This window comes from Leifsonia sp. KNZ13-11D, assembly GCF_056754895.1.
Map to the genome: position 1 here is coordinate 905,589 of NZ_JBPGWU010000001.1, position 16,971 is coordinate 922,559.

At 73.8% G+C, this 16,971-nt stretch carries 13 protein-coding genes; 6 read left to right on the top strand and 7 right to left on the bottom strand.

Features of this window, described 5'->3' with window-relative positions; translation table 11 throughout:
• Positions 1-12: 12 nt before the first annotated feature.
• The 3 genes from ACR9Y5_RS04580 to ACR9Y5_RS04590 all read right to left on the bottom strand — a co-directional run bounded on the left by ACR9Y5_RS04580 (position 13) and on the right by ACR9Y5_RS04590 (position 6,420).
• Positions 13-789, bottom strand: coding sequence for a DNA-formamidopyrimidine glycosylase family protein (locus ACR9Y5_RS04580; RefSeq protein WP_481296864.1), 777 nt, complete (start codon positions 787-789; stop codon positions 13-15).
• Positions 790-927: 138 nt separating this feature from the next.
• Positions 928-5,706 (bottom strand): Lhr family ATP-dependent helicase, encoded by a 4,779-nt coding sequence (locus ACR9Y5_RS04585; RefSeq protein WP_481296865.1) that lies wholly within the window; start codon positions 5,704-5,706, stop codon positions 928-930.
• 63 nt (positions 5,707-5,769) lie between these two features.
• The gene (locus ACR9Y5_RS04590; protein WP_481296866.1) at positions 5,770-6,420 is read right to left on the bottom strand and encodes an alpha/beta hydrolase; all 651 of its coding nucleotides are present in this window, start codon (positions 6,418-6,420) and stop codon (positions 5,770-5,772) included.
• 115 nt (positions 6,421-6,535) lie between these two features.
• Here ACR9Y5_RS04590 and ACR9Y5_RS04595 point away from each other — a divergent pair, with 115 nt between their 5' ends.
• On the top strand, positions 6,536-7,117 hold the full coding sequence (locus ACR9Y5_RS04595) for an NUDIX hydrolase family protein (protein ID WP_481296867.1): 582 nt from the start codon (positions 6,536-6,538) through the stop codon (positions 7,115-7,117).
• Between the two features lie 166 nt (positions 7,118-7,283).
• On the opposite strand, the gene ACR9Y5_RS04600 is transcribed toward ACR9Y5_RS04595, so the two are convergent.
• A complete protein-coding gene (locus ACR9Y5_RS04600; RefSeq protein WP_481296868.1) occupies positions 7,284-8,912 on the bottom strand; it encodes a DEAD/DEAH box helicase in 1,629 nt (542 codons plus the stop codon).
• A 262-nt stretch (positions 8,913-9,174) separates the two neighbouring features.
• Here ACR9Y5_RS04600 and ACR9Y5_RS04605 point away from each other — a divergent pair, with 262 nt between their 5' ends.
• The gene (locus tag ACR9Y5_RS04605) at positions 9,175-11,406 is read left to right on the top strand and encodes a HelD family protein (protein ID WP_481296869.1); all 2,232 of its coding nucleotides are present in this window, start codon (positions 9,175-9,177) and stop codon (positions 11,404-11,406) included.
• 91 nt (positions 11,407-11,497) lie between these two features.
• On the opposite strand, the gene ACR9Y5_RS04610 is transcribed toward ACR9Y5_RS04605, so the two are convergent.
• From ACR9Y5_RS04610 to ACR9Y5_RS04620, 3 genes are read right to left on the bottom strand one after another with little or no spacing between them, the layout of a single operon-like run.
• Entirely contained in the window at positions 11,498-12,178 is a 681-nt protein-coding gene (locus tag ACR9Y5_RS04610) for a DUF1684 domain-containing protein (RefSeq protein WP_481296870.1), read from the bottom strand.
• On the bottom strand, positions 12,175-12,771 hold the full coding sequence (locus tag ACR9Y5_RS04615; protein ID WP_481296871.1) for a hypothetical protein: 597 nt from the start codon (positions 12,769-12,771) through the stop codon (positions 12,175-12,177). The genes ACR9Y5_RS04610 and ACR9Y5_RS04615 overlap by 4 nt, the downstream gene beginning before the upstream one ends.
• A 51-nt stretch (positions 12,772-12,822) precedes the next feature.
• Positions 12,823-14,103: an RNA polymerase sigma factor gene (locus ACR9Y5_RS04620; RefSeq protein ID WP_481296872.1), complete on the bottom strand. Its 1,281-nt coding sequence runs from the start codon at positions 14,101-14,103 to the stop codon at positions 12,823-12,825.
• A 147-nt stretch (positions 14,104-14,250) separates the two neighbouring features.
• Here ACR9Y5_RS04620 and ACR9Y5_RS04625 point away from each other — a divergent pair, with 147 nt between their 5' ends.
• The 4 genes from ACR9Y5_RS04625 to ACR9Y5_RS04640 are packed head-to-tail and all read left to right on the top strand — an operon-like array spanning position 14,251 to position 16,896.
• Positions 14,251-14,766 (top strand): EVE domain-containing protein, encoded by a 516-nt coding sequence (locus ACR9Y5_RS04625; RefSeq protein ID WP_481296873.1) that lies wholly within the window; start codon positions 14,251-14,253, stop codon positions 14,764-14,766.
• Positions 14,763-15,368 (top strand): 2-phosphosulfolactate phosphatase, encoded by a 606-nt coding sequence (locus tag ACR9Y5_RS04630; RefSeq protein ID WP_481296874.1) that lies wholly within the window; start codon positions 14,763-14,765, stop codon positions 15,366-15,368. The genes ACR9Y5_RS04625 and ACR9Y5_RS04630 overlap by 4 nt, the downstream gene beginning before the upstream one ends.
• A gap of 40 nt (positions 15,369-15,408) precedes the next feature.
• Positions 15,409-15,711 carry a DUF427 domain-containing protein gene (locus ACR9Y5_RS04635; RefSeq protein WP_481296875.1) on the top strand — a complete coding sequence of 101 codons (303 nt, stop codon included), beginning with the start codon at positions 15,409-15,411 and terminating at the stop codon, positions 15,709-15,711.
• Positions 15,712-15,726: 15 nt separating this feature from the next.
• On the top strand, positions 15,727-16,896 hold the full coding sequence (locus tag ACR9Y5_RS04640) for a PQQ-dependent sugar dehydrogenase (protein WP_481296876.1): 1,170 nt from the start codon (positions 15,727-15,729) through the stop codon (positions 16,894-16,896).
• Positions 16,897-16,971: the final 75 nt, after the last annotated feature.

Sequence of the window (16,971 nt, forward strand, 5' to 3'; positions counted from 1 at the left end):
TGCCCGGTCCGCCTACGTCTGGCAGGCCGGGCAGAAGTACGTCACGCGCTCTTCGAGCTCGGTGCGCCCGAGCGATCCCGAGCGGATGGGCGTCCCGCAGCGTCGGCACGGCTGGCCCCGACGCCCGTAGACCCAGGTGTTGCGGCCCCGCCGGGTGTCGCCGGTGGTCACGCGCAGCGGCCGGTCCCGGTTGGCGGTGATGAGCCGGTGGCCGAGGGCGACCGCGGCTGCCAGGTCGGTCTCACCCGCGGGGCGCGTCGGCAGCATCCCGCGCAGGAAGCAGAGCTCGTTGGCGTACACGTTCCCGAGCCCGGCGAGGTTGCGCTGGTCGAGCAGGGCGACGGCGACCGGCGTCTCCGGATGCGCGGAGAGCCGGCGCAGCGCCTCCTGCGCGTCCCAGTCGGGACCGAGCAGGTCGGGGCCCAGGTGGCCGACCACCTCGTCCTCCCGGTCGCGCGAGACCACCTCGAGGATGCCCAGCTGGAACCCCACCGCCTGCGCGTCCTCGTTCCGCAGCACAGCCCGGGCCTGGTAGCCGGGATGCCGCCAGCGCCCGTCCGGCGGGTACACCTCCCACGTGCCCTCCATCTTCAGGTGGCTGTGGATGGTCTGGTCGCCCACGCGCATGAGCAGGTGTTTGCCGCGGCTGAGCACGGCATCCATTCGTCTGCCGGACAGGTCGACCGTCGCGTAGGCCGGCACGCGGAAGTCGGTCTCGGTCAGGATGCGCCCGGTGAGCGCCCGGTCGAGGCGCTTGGCTGCCTGGTAGACGGTGTCGCCCTCAGGCACGGCGGTGTCCCGTCATCCGCGCAGTTCCCCTCATCCGCGCTGCCGCCCTCATCCGCGCTGCCGCCCTCATCCGCGCTGCCGCCCTCATCCGCGCTGCCGCCGTCACCCCCGCAGCCTCCGTCATCCGCGCAGCCGCCGTCATCCGCGCAGCCTCAGGCCGCGCGGGGTCGCGAGGAAGCCCGCCTCCGAGAGCGCGTCGCCGAGCGGTGAGCCCAGGACGAAGCCGCCGTTGACCGTCTCGACCGCGAGCTTGTCGACGCGCCGAGTCGTGACGAGCGCGGCGAGGGCCCGGGCGGCGGCGCGGAGGATCAGGGCGGGATCGCCGGCGCTCAGCGGTCGGTCGGTCCCGCCGGTGGCGGCGCTCCCCGGCGGTTTCTCCGCGGTCTCGGAGCCGCCCACGAAGCACAGCAGGCTCTTGCCGCCCCGCTCGACGTACAGCGTCAGCTCGCCGTCGACGAGCACGACCAGCGCCCCCGCCTTCCGCCCCGGACGGTGGCCGGTGCCCGACTCGCCCGGAACCGCCGACCAGGGCAGCGCAGCGCCGTACGGGTTCGCCGGGTCGGTCGCCGCGAGCGCCACCGTCTCGTACGGGCGCTCCTGCGTGTGGTCGCGCGAGAACGACCGCAGCCGGTCGACCGTGGCGCCGCTGGCGAACTGCGCGGCGCCGAGGGTCTCGATGAAGTAGCCGCGGCGCGCACGCCCGGTCTCCTCGAAGCCGCTGAGCACCTTGTAAGCCAGGGCGAAGCCGCCCGGCGTCCCCTCGTTCATGACGGAGCCACGGGTCACCACGCCGTACCGGTCGAGCAGCGTCTCGGCCTGCCCGTGGGCGCGGACCGTGGAGTCGAGGTCGCGCTCGGGCAGCAGCGACCACCGCCCGGCGACGGTGGGCGGGCCCATCCGCGTCACCATGGCGGAGCGGGTGGGCACCCGGCCGCGGTACATCCGCGCGCGCGTCGGCTGGCGGGGGCGCTTGTGCGCGCCCGAGCCGCCCGCGGTCAGGGTGCGCAGGGGTGCGAGGGTGTCGTTGGTGATGCGGCCCGCCCAGACCAGGTCCCAGAGCGCAGTGACCAGCTCGGAGTCGTCGATGGCGGAGCCGCGCTCGGTGCCCAGCGCGTCCGACAGCTGACGGAAGAAGTAGCCGCCGCCTCGCCCCAGCGCGTCCAGGATGCCGCGCTGCAGCTCGTCGGGCTCGTGGTCAGAGCGTGGTGCGAGAGTGAGCGGGGCGGAGTCCGCGAGGTGCAGGCTGATCCATCCGTCGTCGCCGGGCAGGCTGCCGTCGCCGGCCCAGATGACCTCGCCCGTCGCGGTCAGTTCGTCGAGCATGGCCGGGCTGTAGTCGGAGACGCGGCTCGGCAGGATCAGCGACTCCCAGGCGGAGGCCGGGATGCGCGCTCCGGCCAGCTGCTCGATCACCGAGGCCACCGCATCCACGCCGCGCAGGGTGGAGCCGACGTGCTGCCACTCGGGCAGGAAGCGGCCGAAGGTCGCGGTGTCGACGGGCTCGACCTCGTGCCGCAGAGCGGCGAGCGACATGCGCCGCAGCCGGCGGAGCACCTCGGCGTCGCTCCACTCGGTGCCGTGCGCATGCGGGCGGAACTCGCCCTCCACGACGCGCCCGTCGCGGGCGAGCCGGCGCAGCGCGTCGTGCACGATGGCGGGGCCGAGCCCCAGTCGCATGGCGACGTCCGCCGTCTCGAACGGGCCGTGCGTGCGCGCGAAACGGCTCACCAGGTCTCCGAGCGGGTCGTCCACCGGTTCGATGAACGCCAGCGGGACGCCGATGGGCAGCGGGACGCCGAGCGCGTCGCGTAGCCGGCTCGCATCCTCGATCGCGGCGAAGCGCTCGACGCCGGCGATCGTCACCGCGAGGGCGCGGTGCGTGTCGACGAGGGTGGCGAGGTGGGTCGCAGCGGTCGTCGGGTCGGCGTGCGGCGCGACAAGGTCGGCGTCGGCTCCGGCGGCGCCGGCGCTGGCATCGGCGCCCGCGCCGGCATCGGCAGCCTCGTCGCCCGGTGCGGCCAGGGCGTTCTCGCCGGCGCTCTGCTCGCCCTCCAGCCGCTCCGCCACCTCTTCGACCGAGAGCGGACCGAGAAGCCGGAGCAGGTCCGCCACCCCTTCGACGCCGCGCACGCGGCGCTCCGGGGCGAGCCGTTGCAGCTGCAGCTCCACGCGCTCGATGACCTGCGGATCCAGCAGCTCGCGCAGTTCCGCACGGCCGAGCAGCTCGGCGAGCAGGCCCGTGTCGAGCGACAGTGCCGCGGCGCGCCGCTCGGCGAGCGGGCTGTCGCCCTCGTACATGAACGCAGCGACATATCCGAACAGCAGCGAACGGGCGAAGGGGGACGCCGTCTCCGTGGCGGCCTCGACCAGGCGGATGCTGCGCTGCTCGATCTGCTTCGCCACGTCCGTCAGCGCGCCGAGATCGTAGACGTCTTGCAGCACCTCGCGGATGGTCTCGAGGATGATCGGGAAGGTCGGGTACTTGCGCGCCACATCCAGCAGCTGCGCCGCCTTCTGCCGCTGCTGCCAGAGCGGCGACCGCTTGCCGGGATTGTACTTGGGCAGCAGCAGGGCGCGGGCCGCGGACTCCCGGAACCGCGACGCGAAGAGGGCGGACCCGCCCACCTCGGCCGTGACAAGCTCGTCGAGCTCGTCCGGCTCGAACACGAACAGCTCGCCCCCCGGGGGCTGCGCCTCGGTGTCGGGGATGCGCACGACGATCCCGTCGTCGGCCGCCATCGCGCCCGCGTCGATGCCGTACCGCTCGCGGACGCGCGCCTGCACGGCCAGCGCCCAGGGCGAGTGAACCTGCATGCCGAACGGGGAATGCAGCACGACGCGCCAGTCGCCGAGCTCGTCGCGGAAGCGCTCCACGACCAGTGTGCGGTCGGTCGGCACGTGCCCGGTGGCCTCCTTCTGCTCGCGCAGGAAGGACAGCAGATTGTTCGTGGCCCAGGCGTCGAGCCCGGCCTCGACGCAGCGGAGTTCCGCATCGGCCGGCGACGCACCGCTCAGCTCGCGGACGAACGCCCCCACCGCGCGACCCAGCTCCGCGGGACGCCCGATCCCGTCGCCCTTCCAGAACGGCAGGCGCCCGGGCTCGCCGAACGCCGGCGTGACCAGCACGCGGTCGTGCGTGATCTCCTGGATGCGCCAGCTGGTCGAGCCGAGGGCGAACACGTCGCCCACCCGCGACTCGTAGACCATCTCCTCGTCGAGCTCGCCCACGCGGCTCGCCTTCTCTCCGACCATGTACACGCCGAAGAGGCCGCGATCGGGGATGGTGCCCCCGCTCGTGACCGCGAGCCGCTGGGCGCCTGGACGGCCCGTGATCGTGCCGGTGTCGCGGTCCCAGACGATGCGTGGGCGCAGCTCGGCGAACTCGTCGGACGGGTAGCGGCCGGCGAGCAGATCGAGGGTCGCGTCGTACGCGCTCCGCGGCAGCGTCGAGAACGGCGCGCTGCGTCGGACCGCGTCGAACCAGTCGTCCGCGTCGATCGGTTCCAGCGCCGCGGCGGCGACCGTCTGCTGCGCCAGGATGTCGAGCGGGTTGGCCGGGACCTTGAGCGACTCGATGAGCCCGGCGGTCATCCGCTCGGTGGCGACCGCCGAGTGGATGAGGTCGGCCCGGTGCTTGGGGAAGACCACGCCGCGCGAGATCTCGCCCACCTGGTGGCCGGCGCGACCGACCCGCTGCAGGCCGCTCGCCACCGAGGGGGGCGCCTCCACCTGGATCACCAGGTCGACGGCGCCCATGTCGATGCCGAGCTCGAGGCTCGAGGTGGCCACCACGCACCGCAGCCGGCCGGATTTCAGGTCGTCCTCGATGAGCGCCCGCTGCTCCTTGCTCACCGATCCGTGGTGGGCTCGGGCGAGCACGAGCGTGTCTTCGTCGGCGACCGCCTGCGAGCCCCGCGTCTGCCCGGAGCCGCCCATCAGTTCCGCGGGCGCCCGGGACGGCGCCGCGTCGGCGACCCCGCCGAGCAGGCGTTCCTCGTAGATCTCGTTGAGGCGTGCCGTCAGGCGCTCCGCCAGGCGGCGCGAGTTCGAGAACACGATGGTCGACCGGTTCTCGAGCACGCGGTCGACGATCGCCTCCTCGACGTGCGGCCAGATCGACCCGGCCTGCGGCGGCGACCCGTCGCCGGGGTTCTCGCTGGCGAACGTGGAGGTGCCGAGCTCGCTCATGTCCTCGACCGGAACGACGACGCGCAGATCGAAGCGCTTGCCCGCGGGCGGTGCGACCACCTCGACCGCCGCCCGGCCGCCGAGGAAACGCGCGACCTCCTCCGGCGGGCGGACGGTGGCCGACAGGCCGATCCGCTGGGCGGGCCGCTCGAGCAGCTGGTCGAGCCGCTCCAGCGACAGCGCGAGGTGTGCCCCGCGCTTGGTGGACGCGACCGCGTGCACCTCGTCGACGATGACGGTCTCGACCGTCGTCAGCGTCTCGCGCGCCTGCGACGTCAGCATCAGGAAGAGCGACTCGGGCGTCGTGATCAGGATGTCCGGCGGGCTGCTCAGGAGCGCCCGCCGGTCCGACGCCGGGGTGTCGCCGGAGCGGACGCCCACGCTGACGTGCGGCGGCTCGTCCCCGAGGCGCTTGGCCGTCTGCGTGACGCCGACCAGCGGCGCGCGCAGGTTGCGCTCCACATCCACGCCCAGCGCCTTGAGCGGGGAGATGTAGAGCACCCGGGTTCCCGGCTTCGCGCCGGCCGCTCGCGGGGCGGCGGCGAGGCGGTCGATCGCCCACAGGAACGACGCCAGCGTCTTGCCGGATCCGGTGGGGGCGATGACGAGTGCGTGCTTGCCGTGCGAGATCGCGTCCCAGGCGCCCTCCTGCGCCGCGGTGGGTGCGGCGAAGGCCCCGCGGAACCACTCACGGGTCGCGGGGGAGAAGCGATCGAGCACGTCGGCCATCCCTCCATCCTGCACCCGGCCACCGACAGAGTCAGGGGCGTGCAGTGCGCCTGTGGAGAACGCTCAGCGGGGGAGGTGGGTGCGGATGAACGAGGAGATGTCGCCCAGCTCGAGCGGCGAGATCGCATGCCCCATGCCCTCGTAGATGCGCGCATCCAGCGAGGAGTGGTGGGGGAGCCAGGCGCTGGTGCGCTCGAGCGAGACGGCGGGGATGGCGTCGTCCAGCGTCCCTCGTCCCCAGAACACCGGGACCTGCGCGTCGGCCAGCTCCGCATCGCGCGGCTGGTCCCCCTTCACCACGAAGCCGGAGAGCTGGACGGCGTAGTCGAACCTCTCCGGCGCGAGGCGCAGGAGCTGCAGCGCCATCGCGCCGCCCTGGGAGAACCCCAGCAGCCCGGTGGGCACGTCGGGCTGCTCGTCCAGCCAGTCGAGCACGGCGCGGGCGGCCGCGTCGGCGTTCCCGGCCAGCGGGTCGCCCGGAACGTTCGTGAACCGGGAGAACCAGGCGAAGCCCGGCCCCTCCGGGATCGGGGCGCGCAGCGACGCGATGACGGGTTCGAGCGGGAGGTACGCGGAGATACCGAACAGGTCCGCCTCGTCGGACGCGTAGCCGTGCAGGAGGACGAGCAGGGGACGGCCGGCGCGGTCGCGCTCGGACGCCGACCAGAGCACGGCGTCGCGGTCGATGCGGAGGTCGGGAGCGGGAAACGGCACCCTCCATTCTGCGCCCGGATCGGAAACCGTTCACAGCCCCCGTCGGAGTGGCGTCCATCCACAGATCCGCGCCGGCCCCGTAGGTGGCCGGTGCGGCCTTCCGTAGGATTCATGCATGAGCGTTCGCACTCCGGATCCGGACCCGACCCCCGACCCGCTTCCCGGCGACGGTCCGCAGCCCGGCCCCGCCTGGCTGTCCGACATCGAGCTGGAGCAGATCAGGCGACGGCTACCGCTGCTGTACGTGGAGGCGGTGCCCGTCCGCGTGGACGGCCTGGGCCAGGTGACCGAGGTCGGCATCCTGCTGCGCGCGAACGCGGTCGGGCAGATCACCCGCACGCTCGTCTCGGGCCGCGTGATGTACGGCGAGACGCTGCGCGAGGCGCTCTTCCGCCACCTCGAGAAAGACCTGGGGCCGATGGCGTTCCCACAGCTGCCCGCGAGCCCCGTGCCGTTCCAGGTGGCGGAGTACTTCCCGATGCCCGGCGTCTCCCTGTACGTGGATGAGCGGCAGCACGCGGTGTCCCTGGCCTACGTCGTCCCCGTCACCGGCACGTGCGAGCCCCGGCAGGATGCCCTGGAGCTCACCTGGATGACACCGGAGGAGGCGACCTCCCTCACTGTGACGGAGGAGCTGGAGGGCGGCCGCGGCGCCCTCGTCAAGGCCGCCATGGCCTCCCTCGGCCGCATCGCCTGACGCGCCTCGCGCCGCGCCGCCCGCCCCCCGCGCCGCCCTCCCGCGGCGCCGCCCGCCCCCGGCGCCGCCCTCCGTCGAGTACACGAAAAGTGCACGCCCAGAGCCTTCTGAGCGTGCACTTTTCGTGTACTCGACGGTGGGCGCCGAGCCGAGGAGGAGGGGTGGGTCAGCCCTGGGCGCGGCGGGAGCCGTTGCCCCGGCGCACGGAGGCGTCGGAGCGCGCGGCCGACGGGCGCGAGGCGCCGCCGGCACGGGCGCCCGCGTGGTCGCGCTGCGCGGACGACGACGCGTGGCCGGCGCGCGAGGGCGCAGCGCCGCCGCGCGTGGCCGCGCCCTGCTGGGCTGCACCCGGACGCTGTCCGCGCCGGCGCGAGCCGTCGCCTGCGGCGCCCGCGGATGCACCGGCCCCGCGTCCGCCCTCGGCGCCCTGACGGCGTCCGCCGCCCGCGCCCTGTCCTGCCGCCTGGCCGGCGCCGGCCTGACCGCCACGTCCGCCCTGCGAGCCGCCCGCCACGCCGCCGCCGGCGCCGTTGCGCCGCGCGCGCTTCCGCTGCGCGTTCGCGCCCTGCGACGTGCCGCCGCCACCGGAGGTCCGCTGCTGCGGAGCGCTGGGCGCGACACGCGGGGCCACGTCGCCGACGAGCGACGACACGGCGGCCGAGGTCGCGGTCACGCGCTGCGGCGAGACCTGGATGGCGGCCTTGCGCAGCAGGGTCTTCACGTCGGCCGCCTGGGCGGTCAGCATCACGGTGACCACGTCGCCGGCGCTGCCCGCGCGGGCCGTGCGGCCGGAGCGGTGCAGGTAGGCCTTGTGCTCCGCCGGCGGGTCGACGTGGACGACCAGCTCGACGTTGTCCACGTGCACTCCGCGCGCCGCGACGTCGGTCGCCACGAGCACGCGCACGGTGCCCTCGCCGAAGGCGGCGAGGTTGCGGTCGCGGGCGGCCTGCGCGAGGTTGCCGTGGAGGTCGACGGTCGGGATGCCGGAGGCGGTGAGCTGCTTGGCCAGCTTCTTGGCCTGGTGCTTGGTGCGGGTGAAGAGGATGCGGCGGCTGGTGCCCGACGCGAGCGCCTCGACCAGGGCCTTCTTCTCGTCCGGGGTGTCCACCTGCAGGACGTGGTGGGTCATCGCCTCGACCGGGCTGGTCTCGTCATCGACGGAGTGCAGCACGGGGGAGTGCAGGAAGCGGGTGACCAGCTTGTCCACGCCGTTGTCGAGCGTCGCCGAGAACAGCAGGCGCTGCCCGTCGGCGGGCGTCGCCGAGAGGATGCGCGTCACGACGGGCAGGAAGCCGAGGTCGGCCATGTGGTCGGCCTCGTCGAGCACGGTGATCTCGACGGCGTCGAGGTTCACGAAACCCTGTTTCATGAGGTCTTCGAGGCGGCCGGGGCAGGCGACGAGGATGTCGACGCCGGCCTTCAGCTCGGCGACCTGCTTGTTCTGCGAGACGCCGCCGAAGACGGTCGAGACGCGCAGCGAGTAGGCGTCGGCCAGCGGGCGGAACGTCGCGGCGATCTGGGTCGCGAGCTCGCGTGTCGGGGCCAGCACGAGGGCGAGCGGGCGTCCCGGACGGCGGCGGCCGCCGGCGAGCACAGTGCCGAGGCGCGCGACGAGCGGCAGGGCGAAGGCGATGGTCTTGCCGGAGCCGGTCTTGCCGCGGCCCAGCACGTCCTTGCCCGCGAGGGCGTCGGGGAGCGTGTCGGCCTGGATGGGGAAGGCGTCGGTCTTGCCGTCGGCCGCGAGGACGGCGACGAGCGGTGCGGGTACGCCGAGTTCGGCGAAGGTGGAAGTCACGGGGTGTGCCTTTCGGGCATCGGACCCGGGCGGCGTCGTGCCGCAGCGGGTCGGGGTGGCGAGCGCACCGAGCGGCGCGATCGTTCGCCGTATGAAGAGAAGCGTGGCGGGGCATGGCCCGGCGCGACGCGAAGCGTTCTACGACGCCGCGGGCAGTTTCGTCGCCCGCTGCCTCCACCCTACGGCATCGGGCCGTACGCGTGCTGGGAGCGCACTCGCATCCGGAGGTCGTAGACTGTCGGCCCGGAAACGAGAGGTGGCCATGGGCGTGCTGGAGTCTGAGCTCGATCGCGAGCGCGCCGTGGTCTCGCGGCTGTATCGGCGGCTGGACGAACTGCGTGCGGAGACCGAGGAACGCCTCGCCCGCGTGCGCCGCGACAGCGTCGGCAGCAACCATCAGGCGCGCAGCGAACGGGATGCGTTCGCGCGGCTGTACGAGGACCAGCTGACGCAGCTGCGCGACGTGGATGCACGGCTCGTCTTCGGCCGGCTGCTGCTCGACGAGCCCGTCGACGGCTCGGACCACCGCTACATCGGCCGCATCGGCCTGCGTGACGACGACCAGCGCTCGCTGCTCGTCGATTGGCGCGCCCAGCAGGCTGGCGCCTTCTACCAGGCGACTGCGAGCGAGCGGATGGGCGTCCGTGCCCGCCGTCATCTCACCATGTCGGGGCGCCAGGTGACGCGGATCGACGACGAGGTGTTCGACGAGGCGCTGCTCGACGGCGAGCGCTCCGGGGAGCAGGTGCAGGGCGAGGGCGCACTGCTGGCGGCGCTGACCGCGCAGCGCACCGGCCGGATGCACGACATCGTCGCCACGATCCAGGCGGAGCAGGACCGCATCATCCGGTCGGACCTGCGCGGAGCGCTCGTCGTGCAGGGCGGTCCCGGCACCGGGAAGACGGCCGTGGCACTGCATCGCGCCGCCTACCTGCTGTACGCGAACCGGCAGCGGCTGAGCGCTTCCGGTGTCCTGGTCGTCGGCCCGTCGACCGCCTTCCTGCGCTACATCGAGGCGGTGCTGCCGTCGCTGGGCGAGACCGGTGTCGTCATGTCGAGCCTGGGCGAGCTGTTCCCGGGCGTCGAGGCGACCGCCGAGGACGCTCCGGAGGCCGCGGTGCTGAAGGGGTCCGCCCAGATGGCCCGGCTGCTGTCGCGCGCGGTCAAGTCGCGGCAGAAGGCTCCGACCGAGGCGCAGACGATCGTCGTCGACAACGAGCGGCTGGTGGTCGAGCCCGAGCTCGTGCACCGCGCGATCGCGAAGGCGCAGCGCACCGGCAAGCCGCACAACGTCGCACGGGTCACGTTCGTGAAGCACGCGCTCGCCGAGCTGACCGACCAGCTGGCGGCACAGCTGCGCGCGGGCGGCTCCACCATCGACGATGCCGACCTGAAGGTGCTCCGGGAGGACCTGCGCACCTCCTACGACGTCCGGGTGCTGCTCAACACGGCCTGGCTGCCGCTCACCCCGCAGAAGCTCCTGCAGGACCTCTACGCCCGTCCCGCCTGGCTCGCCGAGCTGACGCCGCGGTGGACGGACGCGCAGCGCCGCGCCCTGCAGCGCGACCGCTCCGAGCCGTTCACCGTCTCCGACGTCCCCCTGCTCGACGAGGCGGCCGAGTTGCTGGGCGACTTCCCCGGGCGGCCGGACCCGGCGGACCGCGAGCGCGACCGGCAGCGCAAGCGCGACCTGGAGAACGCGCGTGCCGCTATCCGCAACATGGGCGTGCAGGGGCTGGTGAGCGCCGAGCAGCTGGCCGACGGCTTCGCCGAGCAGGCCGACCGCGGGACGACCGCCGAGCGGGCCGCCTCCGACCGCAGCTGGACCTACGGTCACGTGGTGGTGGACGAGGCCCAGGAGCTGTCGCCGATGCAGTGGCGCGTTCTGGTGCGCCGCTGCCCGATGAAGTCGTTCACGATCGTTGGCGACATCGCCCAGGTCGCGTCGGCCGCTGGGGCGACGAGCTGGCAGGATGCACTGAACCCGGTCTTCAAGGACGCCTGGCGGCTGGAGGAGCTGACCGTCAACTACCGCACCCCCGCCCAGATCACCCGCGAGGCGGAACGGGTGGCGGCGGCGGCGGGACTCCCGGTCACGCCGACGCGGGCGGTCCGCGAGGGCGAGTGGCCCATCCGGCGGGTCGCCGCCACCGCGCCGGACGCGCGGGCGCTCGCCGGGGCCGTCGCCGACGCCGTGGCGCACGACCGCGGCATCGACGGTGCGGGCACGCTGGCCGTCATCACCACGGCCGCCGACCTCCCGGCGGTTGCGGCCGCCGTCGGGGAGCGGTTCGGCGAGCAGTCGGGCCGCGGCGCCGCCGGGCTCAGCCGCCCGATCGCGGTGCTGACCGGCTACGAGGCGAAGGGCCTCGAGTTCGACGCGGTCGTGCTGGCCGACCCGGAGGCGCTGGCCGCGGAGTCACCGCGCGGCGCCGCATCCCTCTACGTCGCGATGACCCGCCCCACGCAGCGCCTCACCCTCGTCTCACGCTAAGCAGCGGAGCCGCCGAGGTGCACGTCGTTGCGCCCGACACGCCGAGCGGGTGCGCAACAAGGTGCACCTCGGCGAAGAGAGCGGCGAAGGATCAGGCGCCGGCGTAGCGCTCGCCCACCGGGATCTCGACAGGGAGGGTGTTGCCCGCCTGGGCGAGCGGGCACGCCCACGCCGGGTCGTACGCGCACGACGGGTTGTAGGCGAAGTTGAAGTCGAGCACGAGCGAGGCCTCGTCGTCGTCGGCGTCGAGCCCCAGGTCGGCGCCCTTGATCGTGTCGATCAGGTAGCGACCGCCGCCGTAGGTGCCGCCGGAGCGGCCGGCCAGCGCATCCTTGACCGGCACGAACAGCCCGCCGCCGTACGACGAGAGCCTCCAGACGTCGAGGGTCCCCGCGAGCGGCACCCGCACCGTGCCGAGCAGCTCGAACGGGACGACGCCGTCCGTCCCGGTCTCCACGTCCATCCGCTTGGCCTCGGTCGCGGGATGGATCGGCAGCTCGAAGCGCCAGTCCGGGTCGTAGGGCACGACGGGCAGCCCGGTGAACCGGTCCCGGTCCTCGCGGAGCAGCGGGGAGGCCGGGTGGGAGGCGAAGAGGTCGTTGCGGCACGAGATCCAGTGCGCGTGCGCTTCGACCGGGTCGTGCCCGGCGAGCCGGCGGACGGAGGCGTACAGCGCGAAGACCCGGCGCCGCCAGTCGGCGGTCTGGACGGCGGTGATCGCCCGCGCGCCGTCGGCGATCGCGCCTGGTGCGGGCTGCTCGGTGTTCGTCATCGCTGCGCTTCTCCCGTCTCGGTCGCGGCGCCCCCGATCGGCGCGCCGGGTGCGGAGCCGACCTCGTCGTCGTCCGCTGCGTGCACTTCCGGATCGTAGGCCCACGTGGGTGCGAGGCGCCGCAGGCGCACGCCGCGCCACTGCCAGAACGCCCAGAACGCGTACCAGGCCAACGGCGTGAGCGCGCCGGCGCGCACGATGAGCTGGTCGCGGTAGAGCGTGCGGATCCGGCCGTTCTCGTCGGGGCCCGCCGGGTCGGGCGCGATGGCCATCCGGTGGTCGAGCCGGGGCACCGCCGCGAGCACGCCCCCTGTGCCGCCGCCGCTGTCGCGCAGGATGCGCGTGCTCCGCTCGCGCGGATCGGTCGAGCGCAGGGCGTCGAGGCGGATCGCCTGGGTGCCGACCGCGAACGCGCCGAGCGCCCGGACGCTCACCCGGTGCTCCGAACCCCACGTGGTCGGGAAGCCGCCGGGCTCGTCCGAGCGGAAGTCGAGCCACGGCAGGGCGACCTCGCGGAACGCCGTCGGGCTCTGCAGGGCGCGCCAGGCGGCGTCGGGGTCGCAGTCGAGGATGAGCTTCAGCAGCACGCGCATGCTCCCAGTGTCGCCCCCGAGGGTTCGGATGCGGTGGCGGGGATGCACGACTCAGAGGCATTCCCCGGCTCGCGCCAGCAACAGCTCCCGTTCCCGCTGGTTGCCGGTCATCGCGGCGGCCCGCTCGAACTCGAGCCGCGCCTCCGCCCGGCGGCCGAGCCGCAGCAGCAGGTCGGCCCGCACCGACGGAAGCAGATGGTACGACGCGAGCGCCCCCTCCACCGCCAGGCGGTCGACGAGTTCGAGCCCCGCCTCCGGCCCGTACGCCATCGACAGCGCCACCGCGCGGTTCAGGTCGACGACCGCGGACGGGCGCAGCTCGGAGAGCGCGCCGTAGAGCGCGACGATCTCCTCCCAGTCGGTCGCCTCGGGCGTCGGGGCGGTCGCATGGCAGGCCGCGATCGCCGCCTGCAGCGCGTACGGCCCGCGGCTCACGGGCGGGCGCCGGCTGAGCCGCAGGCCGTCCGACCGGGCGAGCGCCGCCGTCCCGCGCCCGATCAGGATGCGGTCCCAGCGCGTGCGGTCCTGGTCCTGCAGCAGGATGGGCGAGCCGTCCTGTGCGGTGCGGGCGCCGAGCCGGGAGGCCTGGAACTCCATCAGCGCCACCAGTCCGTGCACCTCCGGCTCCCGCGGCGTCAGCTCGGCGAGCACGCGCCCCAGCCGCAGGGCCTCCCGGCACAGGTCGGGCCGCATCCAGTCGTCGCCGGCGGTCGCCGAGTAGCCCTCGTTGAAGATCAGATAGACCACCTCGAGCACGGAGGCGAGGCGCTCCCCGAACTCGGCCCGCTCGGGGACCTCGAAGGGCACGCCCGCGGCGCTCAGCGTCCGCTTGGCCCGCACGATCCGCTGCGCCATCGTCGCCGGGGGCACCAGGAACGCCCGCGCGATCTGCTCCGTGGAGAGCCCGCCGAGCAGCTTCAGGGTCAGAGCGACCCGCGCCGGCTGGGGGAGCACCGGATGGCAGGCGACGAACACCAGCCGGAGCAGGTCGTCGCCGATAGGCTCCTGCGCAGCCCGGGCGGGATCGTCGTCGCCGAGCTCCTGCTCCAGGTGGTGCGCGATCGCGGCGTAGCGGTCGTCGAGCCGCTCGCGGCGCCGCCAGCCGTCGACGGCCCGCCGTTTCGCCACGGTGGTGAGCCATGCGCCCGGGTTGCGCGGGATGCCGGACTCCGGCCACTGCTCCAGGGCGGCGACCAGCGCATCCTGGGCCAGCTCCTCCGCCAGCCCCACGTCGCCGGTGGAGCGGGCGAGCCCGGCGATGAGCCGGCCGGACTCGATGCGCCACACCGATTCGACGGCGCGCCGCGCCTGTGACGCGCGGTCGTCGCTCATCGGCTGGCCCTCCCCGTCGGCACGGAACGCATGGTCACATCCTCCTCCACGGCCTTCTCCATCACCGTCACGTCGATCCGCACCGGCCCGTTTCGACACGGGTGACCATCCGACCCCGATGACGGCGGTGTGCGCTACAACGGGAGCATGGCGATCCGTTACTGGCTGGGCGTTGTGCAGCTCGATCACGTGCTGCGCGGCGTCGCCGGCGGTTTCGCGCAGGTCAACCACGGAGCACGGGCGCCGCTGGAGCGGATGGGCCCGGCGGACGGCTTCGTCTACTACTCGCCGCGCGTCTCGTACCCCGACGGCGAGCCCCTGAAGCAGTTCACCGCGGTCGGGCGCATCGCGGACGACGCCGTCGTCCAGGTGACCCAGGGGCCGGCGATGGCCGGGCCCGCCTCCGACTTCCGGCCGTGGCGGCGGCGCGTCGAGTGGGACCACGACGCCGTCGCGACACCCATCCGGCCGCTGCTGGGCGCTCTCGACTTCACCCGCGACCGGCCCGACTGGGGCTACCAGCTGCGGCGCGGCCTCATCGAGCTGTCGCGGCACGATTTCGAGCTGATCCGGCGGCAGATGCGGCCATCGCCCGGCGAGCCGAGGCCCGCGCGATCCGCGCGATCGGAGATCTCGGGGCCGCGGATTACGATGTCCCGGTGAGTTCGTCCAGCACCGCCGAGGCCACCGCATCCCTCCCCGCCGCTCATCGCCAGGCCAAGTACCAGGTCCGCTTCGACACCGGTCCCGCGGGGCTCGCAGCGGTCGCGGCCGACGCCGACGTGATCGTGCTGGTGGATGCGCTCCCGCCGATCGACGGCGGGGCGGCGCTTGACGTCCCCGGCGACGCGCCCGTCCTCGCCGCCGGGCTGACCGATGCGGAGGCCGTCGCGCGCTGGATCCTCGCGCAGCAGGTCCGCCTCGGCCGCCGCGCCATGATCGCGCTCGTCGCCGTCGGCGAGAGAGCGCACGACGGGTCACCGCGCTTCGCCGTGGAGGACCTCCTCGCAGCGGGGGCGGTGGTGGATGCGCTCGCCGCGCTCGGTATCGACTACTCCTCCCCGGAGGCCGCAGCCGCCTGCGCCGCGTTCACCGGCCTCCGCGGCGCGGTCGCCCACCTGCTGACCGCCTCCGTGTCGGGCCAGGAGCGGATCGCAGCCGGCGCCTCACCGGCCGAGGTCGCCGACGCCGGGCGGACCGGCTCCCGCGACGCTGTGACGGTGCTGCGAGCCGCCCGGCAGAGCGGTGCGCACCGGGTGGAATGATCGGGCGCCGGCGTACGTTCGGGCAGACAGGAGGTTTTACATGAAAGCCGTGCTGAACGACACCGTCATCGCCGAGGCCCCGCAGGAGGACCTGATCCGCATCGAGGGCAACTGGTACTTCCCGCCCGCGAGCGTGAAGTCCGAGTACCTGCTCGAGAGCGACACGCCGTACACCTGTCCCTGGAAGGGCGAGTGCCAGTACTTCTCCGTGAAGTCGGAGGACAGCGTGCTGCAGGACCGCGCCTGGAGCTACCCGACCCCGTACCCGAGCTCCTTCGACCGGGTGGGCAAGGACTACAGCAACTACGTCGCCTTCTGGAAGGACGTCCGCGTCGTCGACTGACGACCGGAGCCGACGATGTCCCGTCCCGGCCGCCGCTCAGGGCTCACCGCCCTGACGGCGGCCGTGCTCGTCCTGGCGGGATGCTCGGCGCCGCCGACGCCCGATCCGACCGTGACCCGCACCCCGACGTCGACCCCGCGGCCGACGGGCACCTCGGCCGCGGTCGCGGCCATCCCCTGGCAGCCGAGCGGCGCGACCACGGTCCTCGAGACCGGGCTGGAAGCGCCCTGGTCGGTCGTCCGCCTCCCCAGCGGTTCGGCCTTGATCAGCGAGCGGGACTCCGGCGCCGTGCTCGAACGGCTGCCGCAGGGCGGCCTGCGGCACGCGGGCGCCGTGCCGGGAGCCGTCCATCAGGGCGAGGGAGGACTGCTGGGCCTCGCCGTCCAGCCGGAGTCCGCTCCCGCATCCCTCTATGCCTACCTGACGACCGGCGAGGACAACCGGGTGGTGCGGATGCCGTTGAGCGGCGTCCCGGGGAGCTATGCGCTGGGCGCTCCGGAGCCCGTGCTGACCGGTCTGCCGAAGGCGTCGAACCACGACGGCGGCCGCATCGCGTTCGGACCGGACGGCATGCTGTATGTGACAGTCGGCGACGCCTCCGACCCCGGCCGGGCCCAGGACGTCGCATATCTCGGCGGCAAGATCCTGCGGCTGACCCCCGACGGCGGCGTTCCGGCGGACAACCCGTTCCCGGGCTCGCCGGTGTGGAGTTACGGCCACCGCAACCCGCAGGGCCTCGGCTGGGACTCCCGCGGCACGATGTGGGCGGCCGAGTTCGGCCAGAACACCTGGGACGAGCTCAACCTCATCCGCCCGGGGAGCAACTACGGCTGGCCGGTCGTCGAGGGTGTCGGCGGCGATCCCCGGTTCACCGATCCGGTCCACCAGTGGCCGACCGATGAGGCCAGCCCGAGCGGCCTCGCGGTCGTGGGCGACACGATCTTCCTGGCTGCGCTGCGCGGGCAGCGGCTCTGGACGGCGTGGCCGACCGACGGGGGAGCCCCGGTCTCGGTCGCCCCGTTCTTCGTCGGCGCGTTCGGACGGATCCGGGATGCGGTGGCCGCGGGTGACCGCATCTGGCTGCTGACGAACAACACGGATGGCCGCGGATCCCCGCGCTCCGGCGACGACCGGCTCATCGAGGTGATGCTCACTCCCGCGCAGGCTGTCAAGCGCCCGGGCTGAGCGCCCGCTGCGGGTAGTCTTGTCAGCGAGACACCGATCGGGAGCAGAACCCTGAGCATCATCCTCGGATACGAT

Excerpts from the sequence above, each read along its gene's own strand:
- ACR9Y5_RS04610 (WP_481296870.1), bottom strand. The coding sequence starts at position 12,178 with ATGACGAACACCGAGCAGCCCGCACCAGGCGCGATCGCCGACGGCGCG.
- ACR9Y5_RS04595 (WP_481296867.1), top strand. The coding sequence starts at position 6,536 with ATGAGCGTTCGCACTCCGGATCCGGACCCGACCCCCGACCCGCTTCCC.
- ACR9Y5_RS04605 (WP_481296869.1), top strand. The coding sequence starts at position 9,175 with ATGGGCGTGCTGGAGTCTGAGCTCGATCGCGAGCGCGCCGTGGTCTCG.
- ACR9Y5_RS04620 (WP_481296872.1), bottom strand. The coding sequence starts at position 14,103 with ATGAGCGACGACCGCGCGTCACAGGCGCGGCGCGCCGTCGAATCGGTG.
- ACR9Y5_RS04615 (WP_481296871.1), bottom strand. The coding sequence starts at position 12,771 with ATGCGCGTGCTGCTGAAGCTCATCCTCGACTGCGACCCCGACGCCGCC.
- ACR9Y5_RS04640 (WP_481296876.1), top strand. The coding sequence starts at position 15,727 with ATGTCCCGTCCCGGCCGCCGCTCAGGGCTCACCGCCCTGACGGCGGCC.
- ACR9Y5_RS04625 (WP_481296873.1), top strand. The coding sequence starts at position 14,251 with ATGGCGATCCGTTACTGGCTGGGCGTTGTGCAGCTCGATCACGTGCTG.
- ACR9Y5_RS04585 (WP_481296865.1), bottom strand. The coding sequence starts at position 5,706 with ATGGCCGACGTGCTCGATCGCTTCTCCCCCGCGACCCGTGAGTGGTTC.
- ACR9Y5_RS04635 (WP_481296875.1), top strand. The coding sequence starts at position 15,409 with ATGAAAGCCGTGCTGAACGACACCGTCATCGCCGAGGCCCCGCAGGAG.